The sequence below is a fragment of the Hominilimicola sp. genome, assembly GCF_046972485.1.
GTDB classification, from domain to species: domain Bacteria; phylum Bacillota; class Clostridia; order UBA1381; family UBA1381; genus Hominilimicola; species Hominilimicola fabiformis.
This window is the reverse complement of sequence record NZ_JBKVWU010000101.1, coordinates 1-8150: the sequence shown is the minus strand read 5'-3', so window position 1 is coordinate 8150 and position 8150 is coordinate 1. Positions and strand designations below refer to the sequence as shown.

Genomic DNA, 8150 nt, shown 5'->3' with positions numbered 1-8150 from the left:
CACTCGCACGCGTACAAACAAATCAGTATTATCTAGCATAACACATCACCTACTTTAACTTTTTTGTCATAGTAATGCGTGTGCCTTTTCCGACTTCACTTTGGACTTCAATACTGTCCATAAACGTTTCCATTATCGTAAAACCCATTCCGCTGCGTTCCATTTCGGGTTTACCTGTGAAAAGCGGTTCTCTCGCTCTTGAAATATCCGGTATACCCACTCCGTCATCCGATACGGAAAAAGTCACCGTATCGTCCTCTATACTTCCGGACATCGTTACAATTCCGTCTTTTTCATCATATCCGTGAATTATCGCATTTGTAACCGCCTCCGAAACAGCCGTTTTTATTTCTGAAATTTGGTCTACTGTCGGATCGAGTTCAAGCACAAATGCCGCCGCAACCGTCCTTGCAAATCTTTCGTTATCGCTTTTGTTCGGAAATTTTATTTCCATAATGTTACTGTACATCAATGCCCGCCTCCTTTACACCGTTTTCAAGGTTGTCGGCTACCGTTACGATACTCTTTATACCCGACATTTCAATCAGTCTGTTCACCGCATCAGACGCACCGTATATGATAACCTTTCCGCCGAGTGCCGTAACCGTCTTGTATCGTCCCATAATAACGCCGATACCAGACGAGTCCATAAAAGTCACATTTTCAAAATTAAACGCGACATTAACCGCCCCCGTTCTGCCAAGTTCCCTGTCCGCATTTTCTCTTACTGACGACGCTTTATGCTGGTCAAGTTCGCCAAAAATTTTTATAATCAGCAATCTGTACCTGCCCATTAACATTAACTCCATATTTTCTTCCTCCTGTATATAAATGTTATCTTTTTATATTTCTATTATTTGTAATAAATTTCCTTTGTTAAATTTTGATAACCTTTGTCGAAAACACTTTTTATTATTTTTGAACTGTGATATAATAAAACAGACATAAGAAATGAGGTTACATTTATGAAAAGTGAATGGAATAAACTTGACAATGCCGCCAAGATATTTCCGGCGGCGCAGTCCAAAAAAGATACGCAGGTATTCAGATTTTCCTGCGAATTATACAAAACAGTAAACAAAGACCTTTTGCAAAAAGCCACTGAAGATACATTGGAGGAATTTGATATTTTCAAAAGTATATTAAGGCGTGGACTTTTTTGGTATTACCTTGAGGAATCGGATATAAAACCGATTGTACGCGAAGAATATAAAATCCCATGTTCGCTTATATACCAGAGGAACAATCACAAGCTTTTATTTGAAGTGACTTACTACAGAAACAGAATAAATCTCGAAGTTTTTCACGTTTTGACAGACGGCACAGGTGCGATGAATTTTCTTAAAACACTTGTATCAAACTACCTTACACTTGCGGAAAATGTTGAAGACAGCGGAGTTGATTATGACGCATCAAGCACACAAAAAAGTGATGACAGTTTTTCAAAATACTATTCCGGCAAAATTTCTTCAAAGCAAGAAAATAACCCTGTTGCATACAAAATTGTAGGACGAAAATATCCCGACGACAAATTAAAAGTCATAAACGGTATGGTTGACGTGAAGAAAGTACTTGAAGAATCTCACAAATACAATGCAACTTTAACTGCGTTTTTGTCTGCGGTACTTATAAAATCAATCATAGACGAAATGCCTGTACGTTCAAAAGGCAAGAAACCGATTACAATACTGATACCGGTAAATCTTCGCAACTTCTTCCCATCCGTTTCGGCAAGAAACTTTTTCTGTCTGACGTATATTCAGTATGACATAAAAAAGCACGGTGAGGATTTTGAAACAATGGTTGACGTTATAAACACTCAACTAAAAAGCAAGCTGAAAGCCGAAAAACTTCTCGGCACTATCGACACATATTCAGCTGTTGAACACAATGTCATAACAAGAATTGTACCGCTTGTCGTGAAAGATTTCTTTTTGAGAATAGCATACAGAATGTCGGGCAGAGCCGTCACGGCAACTTTTTCAAATATAGGAATAGTTAAAATGCCCGAAAATATGAATAAGTTTATAAAATGCTTTGACGTGTATATCAGCACCGACAAACTTCAATTATGTTCTTGCTCGTTTGACGGTAAGCTGACTTTGGGATTTACTTCTCAATTCATCAGCTCGGATATCGAAATGAGGTTTTTCCGTGAATTGACTTCAAGGGGTATTGACGTTGAACTGACTTCCAACATACACGACGATGAAAGGAATGATTAAATGAAACATTGTGATAAATGTAAAATTGATGTGCGTGGTGAATTTGAGCGATGTCCGCTGTGCCAAAACAAGCTGACAGGCGAAAGTACACCTTACGAATTTCCGAAAGTACAATCATTTTACGAAAAATATGAAAAGATTTTTAAATTTGCAATTCTTGTCACTTCGTCACTTTCGATAATAAGCATTGCCGTAAACATACTTCTTCCCCAAAGCGGTCATTGGTCGTTGTTTGTACTTTTCGGTGTAATATGCTTCTGGCTTACGACAAATATATGTATCAAGAAACGCCAAGTCATATCGCAGAATATCGCCGCAGAGGCTGTTATAATATCAATATTGTGCGTAATATGGGATAAGTTTACAGGTTGGCACGGCTGGTCGGTCGATTACGTTATACCGATAATATTTTCATGGGCAATGCTCGGATTGTTCGTGGCAACAAAGATTTTAAAAATTAAAATGCCCGATTATGTGTTTTCATTTGTGATATGTATATTTTTCGGACTTGCACCGTTTATATTGTGCATAACAGGTGTCACAAAAATTCTTATTCCGTCGGTTATATGTATTGCACTGAGCATAATTTCTTTTATAACTCTTGTGTTATATGACGGCAAAGAACTTGTTTTGACATTATCAAAAAAATTTCACATATAAAAAAAAATGGTGTTGCTTTAGCAACACCATTTTTAATATTATAGATTTGCCTTAAAAAATTCTTCCAAAGCCTTTGCAGCTTCGTCCTCGTCCTGGCCTTCAACTTTTACGTTAAGTGTATTACCGCACTTTGCCGCCAAACCCATTACAGCAAATATTCTCTTTGCGTCACCTGTCTTACCGTCTTTTTCAAGAGTGATTGTTGACTGATATTTTGCCGCCTCTTTTACAAGCACACCCGCAGGACGAGCGTGAATGCCTTGTGGATCTGTGATTGTGTAGTTAAATTCTTTCATAATACTTATCTCCTTTATATATTAATTTTCTTTGTATACAGGTTTCTTTAAAAGTGCAAGCATAAACATTGTAATAACCGAACCTGCCGCTAATGCTACCAAGTACATAGGCCAGTTACCTACAACAGGGAATACGAATAAACCGCCGTGAGGAGCCATCAATGTACATCCGAATACCATTGACAATGCACCTGCTACTGCCGCACCGACAGCTGTTGCCGGTATTACGTGCAGCGGATCGGCTGCCGCAAACGGAATTGCACCCTCTGTGATGAATGCCAAGCCCATAACATAGTTTGTAATACCCGACTGACGTTCCGATTTTGAAAAACGATTTTTAAAGAATGTTGTTGCAAGTGCAATACCGATAGGTGGTACCATACCGCCAACCATAACAGCCGCCATTATATCATAGTTGCCGTTTGCGATTGACATTGTACCGAATACATATGCCGCCTTATTTATAGGACCACCCATATCAATAGCCATCATACCTCCGAGAACAATACCAAGAATAACCTTTGATGTTGAACCCATACTGTTTAGTAGGTTTGCAAGTGCGTCGTTTATAACACCGATAATCGGATTGAATACGAACAACATCAATGCACCCATAATGAATACGCCAAGTACAGGATACAACAATGTCGGTTTAATTCCCTCAAGACTTTCAGGAAGTTTTGAGAATATCTTTCTTAGCAATAGTACAATATATCCTGCAACAAAACCGGCAACAAGTGCTCCCAAAAATCCCGAAACAGTTGTACCTGATGAATTGAATACTGTGTTTGCAAGATAGCCGTTAATTCCGCCTGAGTAGCTGTTTGTAAATTCTAATATACTGTTACCCGTTGAGGCAAGCATACCGCCCACAAAACCGATCGCAAGACCCGGTCTGTCCGCAATAGAATATGCGATAAATCCTGCAAGAACAGGCAACATCAAACCGAATGCGACACCGCCGACTGTTTTAAAGAATGCCGCAATCGGTGTATTCATACCGAAGTTTGACGGATCAATAGTAAAGTCGTCAAGCAAGAATGCGATAGCAATTAGAATACCGCCACCTATAACGAACGGCAACATATGCGAAACACCGCTCATAAGGTGCTTATAAATTCTGTGACCGATGCCCTCTTTATTATCCGACTTAGCCGAATCACCCTCATCACTTTCATTTGAGGTAAATATCGGAACATTTCCGCCAAGTGCCTTTGCGATAAGTTCGTCAGCCTTTGAAATACCGTCACTTACCTGTGTAACGATTACCTTTTTACCGTTAAAACGTTCCATAGGAACTTTTGTATCTGCCGCAACGATTATGCAATCAGCCTCTGCGATTTCAGATTCGGTAAGAACATTCTTTGCACCGCCCGAACCTCTTGTTTCAACTTTAATCGCACAACCTGCTTTTTCTGCCGCTTTTTGAAGTCCCTCAGCAGCCATATAAGTATGAGCTATACCTGTCGGACATCCAGTTACTGCAAGTATTTTCTTATCAGATGTAGTAACCTGTTCTGATTCAGCATTATCTTTTGCAGTTTCCGCGTCATCTATAATTGAAATAAATTCCTCTACCGATTTTGCATTAATAAGTTTTTTTGAAAAATCTTCGTCCATAAGCAAAACGGAAAGTTTACTCAATACGTCAAGGTGTACATTTTCTTTTGTATCAGGTGCGGCGATTGCAAATATAAGCTTTACCGGCTCACCGTCTATCGAATCAAAATCAGTACCGTCTTTGATTACCATTGCCGCAAGTCCGGGTTTTGTCACCGCACTGCCTTTATAATGAGGAATTGCGATACCCTCGCCGACTGCCGTCGTACTTTCTTCCTCTCTTTTTATCAAACCTTCTACATAAGCATTCTTATCTGATATTTTTCCGCTCTTTTCCATAAGGTCTGCCATTGCACGAATGGTTTCTTTTTTTGTGCTTGAAACTCCGTCAAGTCTGATACTCTCTTTTGAAAGTAAGTCTGTGATACGCATAATTTTTACCTCCTCATATTGTTTTAAATACATTTAAAATTTCTTCTTTGGTCGCAAGATTTTCCGAAAATGCACTTGCACTGCCTGCCGATAATCCCATCTTAAGTGCATACATAAAATCCTGCTTTTCCATATATCCCGCAAGGAAACCGGCAACCATTGAATCGCCTGCTCCCGTTGAGTTCACTAATTTACCTTTAGGTGCCTCACTTTCGTACACTTCTCCGTTTTCACCAACGAACACCGCACCCTCGCCTGCCATTGAAACAAGTACATTCTTCGCACCCATTTCCTGCATTTTCTTTGCATACGGAACAACTTCACTTCTCGTTTTAAGTTCAACACCGAATATTTCACCTATTTCGTGATTATTAGGTTTTACCAAAAACGGTTTATACTTAAGAACATTCACAAGCAAGTCCTTTGTTGCGTCAACGACTATATTTAATTTTTTATCTTTAAGGTAGTCCATAATTTCGCAGTAAATCGAATCGGAAAGCGATGACGGAATACTTCCGGCAAGTACCAACGTATCGCCGTCATTCAAACTGTCAAGTTTTTCGTAAAGTTTCTTTACCGCACCGTCCGAAATATCAGGACCCTGACCGTTTATTTCTGTTTCGGTGTCTGATTTTATTTTCACGTTAATCCTCGAAAAACCGTTGTCAAGCTTTATAAAATCGGTTTTACAATTCATATCGGCAAGTATATTTTCAATCGCACCGCCCGTAAAACCGGATATAAAGCCAAGTGCCGTATTTTCGACACCCATATTGTTCAGCACAATCGAAACATTAATACCTTTTCCGCCTGCCATAATCTTTTCGGATTCCGTCCGGTTTACTTCACCGCTTCTGCAAGACGGAACAACCATTATATAATCCAATGCGGGATTGAATGTTATGGTATAAATCATAATTGAGCAGCCTCCTTTATATTATATCCTTTAATATTTTCCGTTATCTTATCCGTTATTACGGTTATGTCACTGCCAGCCGCAAAAGTTGCTTTTGATATTTTATTGAATTTTGACGAATCGCAAAGTACAAATTTCTTTGCACATCTTCTCATCGCAAAATTTTTAATATCCGCCTCTCTGACATCGGGAGTTGTGAACCCTCTGTCACTGCTCAGTCCGTTAGTTCCGAAAAAGCCTTTTGTGAAATTGTATTTTGAGAGTGATATAATCGCCTCGGAATCTATAATCGCCTCTGTCACCGATTTGATAAGTCCGCCGATTATATATACTTTAAAGCCTTTTCTCGCAAGACCGACTGCGTGAGATAAAGCGTTTGTAACAAAAGTTGCGTCCTTGACGGTTATATACTCAATCATATATTCAGTGGTAGTTCCTGCGTCAATATATACAAGGTCGCCTTCATTTATCAGTGACGCCGCATATTTTGCGATTTTGATTTTTTCATCACTGTTTTGAATACGTCTTGCACTGACTTCCGAATCTTCCATTCCTCCGCCCGATACAACCGACATTGCACCGCCGTGTACTCGTATAACTCTGTTATCATTGGCAAGAGTTGTTATATCTCGTCTGATTGTCGATTCAGATGCACCAAACATCTTGACCAATTCTTGATTAGATATACTTCCTCTTTCGTTTACTATCTTTACTATCTCATCAAGTCTTTCTTCAAGTAACATTCTCTCGCCTCCTTTTATCGTTTGAACGTTTTTGACTGTTTCTATTTGTATTATACAATCAAATTCGCTCATTGTCAACCAAATTCATTCACAAATTATATGCAAAATAATTGTATATGTTGCACATATTTTGCTGACTTTTAGTTATATTGTACATTCTAATGATTGCTCATGAATGTTTTTATCTGCTTTGTTCTTGAAAGTTTGAGGTACTAACCTCATTAAAAATCATAAATTACATCACAGATGTGATTTTTTAATCTGTCGACATTTTGTCGACATACTCAGTATTTATATATTATAACACTTTAATTTATCAAGTAGCCATATTTATGTTGACTATCGTCAGACAAATGTGGTATAATAATATTGTTGTAATAATGGTCGGAAAAAATTAAATAACGGAGGTAAAATTGTGGCAAAAGCTAAAAAACTGAAAATCATACCATTAGGCGGACTTGATGAAATCGGAAAAAATTTAACCGCCCTTGAGTACGGAAACGAAATTATAATGGTAGATTGCGGTATGGCTTTCCCTGATGATGATATGCCCGGTGTAGATATGGTAATAAACGATATTACCTATCTTGAAAAGAACTGGTCAAAAATCAAGGGAATTTTTCTTACTCACGGTCACGAGGACCATATCGGCGGATTGCCTTATTTCCTAAAGGCTATCAACGTTCCTGTTTACGGTACAAGACTTACAATCGGTCTTGTCGAACATAAATTAAAGGAACACAATCTTTTATCAAGCGTAAAGCTTGTTCGTGCAAAGTACGGAAACGTAATTAATGCGGGACAAAACTTCTCTGTTGAGTTTGTCCGCACCAACCATTCTATTGCAGACTCTGCTGCTCTTGCAATCAAAACACCTGTCGGAACGGTTATTCATATGGGTGACTTTAAAATTGATACTACTCCAATCGTCGGAGATATGATTGACCTTGCAAGACTCGGTGAACTCGGAAAAGAAGGAGTTCTTGCCGTTCTTTCTGACAGTACAAATGTTGAACGACCGGGATATGCAATGAGTGAAAGAAGTGTCGGTGAAAAATTTGAACAGATTTTCAAAGGCTGTAATAAACGTATTATAGTCGCTACTTTCGCGTCAAACGTGCACAGAGTGCAGCAAATTATCGACGCTGCCGCTAAAAACGGACGTAAAGTAGCAGTTTCGGGAAGAAGTATGGAAAATATCGTTGAAATATCAATTCTTCTCGGATATATGAAAGTACCAGAAGGCGTACTTATCAATATTGACAACATAAAAAAATACAGACCGAACCAAGTAGTTATTATTACAACAGGCTCACAG

9 protein-coding genes are annotated in these 8150 nt (G+C 38.7%); 3 read left to right on the top strand and 6 right to left on the bottom strand.

What is annotated here, in order from left to right; translation table 11 throughout:
• Nucleotides 1-49: 49 nt before the first annotated feature.
• Complete coding sequence (gene spoIIAB, locus ACLTU0_RS09350; protein WP_022230175.1) at nucleotides 50-469, bottom strand: anti-sigma F factor; 420 nt, start codon at nucleotides 467-469, stop codon at nucleotides 50-52.
• A complete protein-coding gene (locus ACLTU0_RS09345; RefSeq protein WP_022230174.1) occupies nucleotides 459-809 on the bottom strand; it encodes an anti-sigma factor antagonist in 351 nt (116 codons plus the stop codon). The genes spoIIAB and ACLTU0_RS09345 overlap by 11 nt, the downstream gene beginning before the upstream one ends.
• A gap of 156 nt (nucleotides 810-965) precedes the next feature.
• Here ACLTU0_RS09345 and ACLTU0_RS09340 point away from each other — a divergent pair, with 156 nt between their 5' ends.
• Both ACLTU0_RS09340 and ACLTU0_RS09335 read left to right on the top strand, forming a co-directional pair.
• Nucleotides 966-2225, top strand: a complete 1260-nt coding sequence (locus tag ACLTU0_RS09340) for a hypothetical protein (RefSeq protein WP_022230173.1) — start codon at nucleotides 966-968, stop codon at nucleotides 2223-2225.
• The gene (locus ACLTU0_RS09335) at nucleotides 2226-2885 is read left to right on the top strand and encodes a DUF6320 domain-containing protein (RefSeq protein ID WP_022230172.1); all 660 of its coding nucleotides are present in this window, start codon (nucleotides 2226-2228) and stop codon (nucleotides 2883-2885) included. It abuts the gene before it with no gap.
• A 38-nt stretch (nucleotides 2886-2923) separates the two neighbouring features.
• Here the strand turns inward: ACLTU0_RS09335 and ACLTU0_RS09330 are convergent, their stop codons facing one another.
• From ACLTU0_RS09330 to ACLTU0_RS09315, 4 genes are read right to left on the bottom strand one after another with little or no spacing between them, the layout of a single operon-like run.
• Nucleotides 2924-3181, bottom strand: a complete 258-nt coding sequence (locus ACLTU0_RS09330) for an HPr family phosphocarrier protein (protein WP_022230171.1) — start codon at nucleotides 3179-3181, stop codon at nucleotides 2924-2926.
• 21 nt (nucleotides 3182-3202) lie between these two features.
• Entirely contained in the window at nucleotides 3203-5173 is a 1971-nt protein-coding gene (locus ACLTU0_RS09325; RefSeq protein ID WP_022230170.1) for a fructose-specific PTS transporter subunit EIIC, read from the bottom strand.
• Between the two features lie 13 nt (nucleotides 5174-5186).
• Complete coding sequence (gene pfkB, locus ACLTU0_RS09320) at nucleotides 5187-6089, bottom strand: 1-phosphofructokinase (RefSeq protein WP_337599822.1); 903 nt, start codon at nucleotides 6087-6089, stop codon at nucleotides 5187-5189.
• A complete protein-coding gene (locus ACLTU0_RS09315; protein WP_412322172.1) occupies nucleotides 6086-6832 on the bottom strand; it encodes a DeoR/GlpR family DNA-binding transcription regulator in 747 nt (248 codons plus the stop codon). The genes pfkB and ACLTU0_RS09315 overlap by 4 nt, the downstream gene beginning before the upstream one ends.
• A 412-nt stretch (nucleotides 6833-7244) precedes the next feature.
• Here ACLTU0_RS09315 and ACLTU0_RS09310 point away from each other — a divergent pair.
• Nucleotides 7245-8150 (top strand): ribonuclease J (locus tag ACLTU0_RS09310; protein WP_412322173.1); only part of this gene is annotated, 906 nt, incomplete at its 3' end.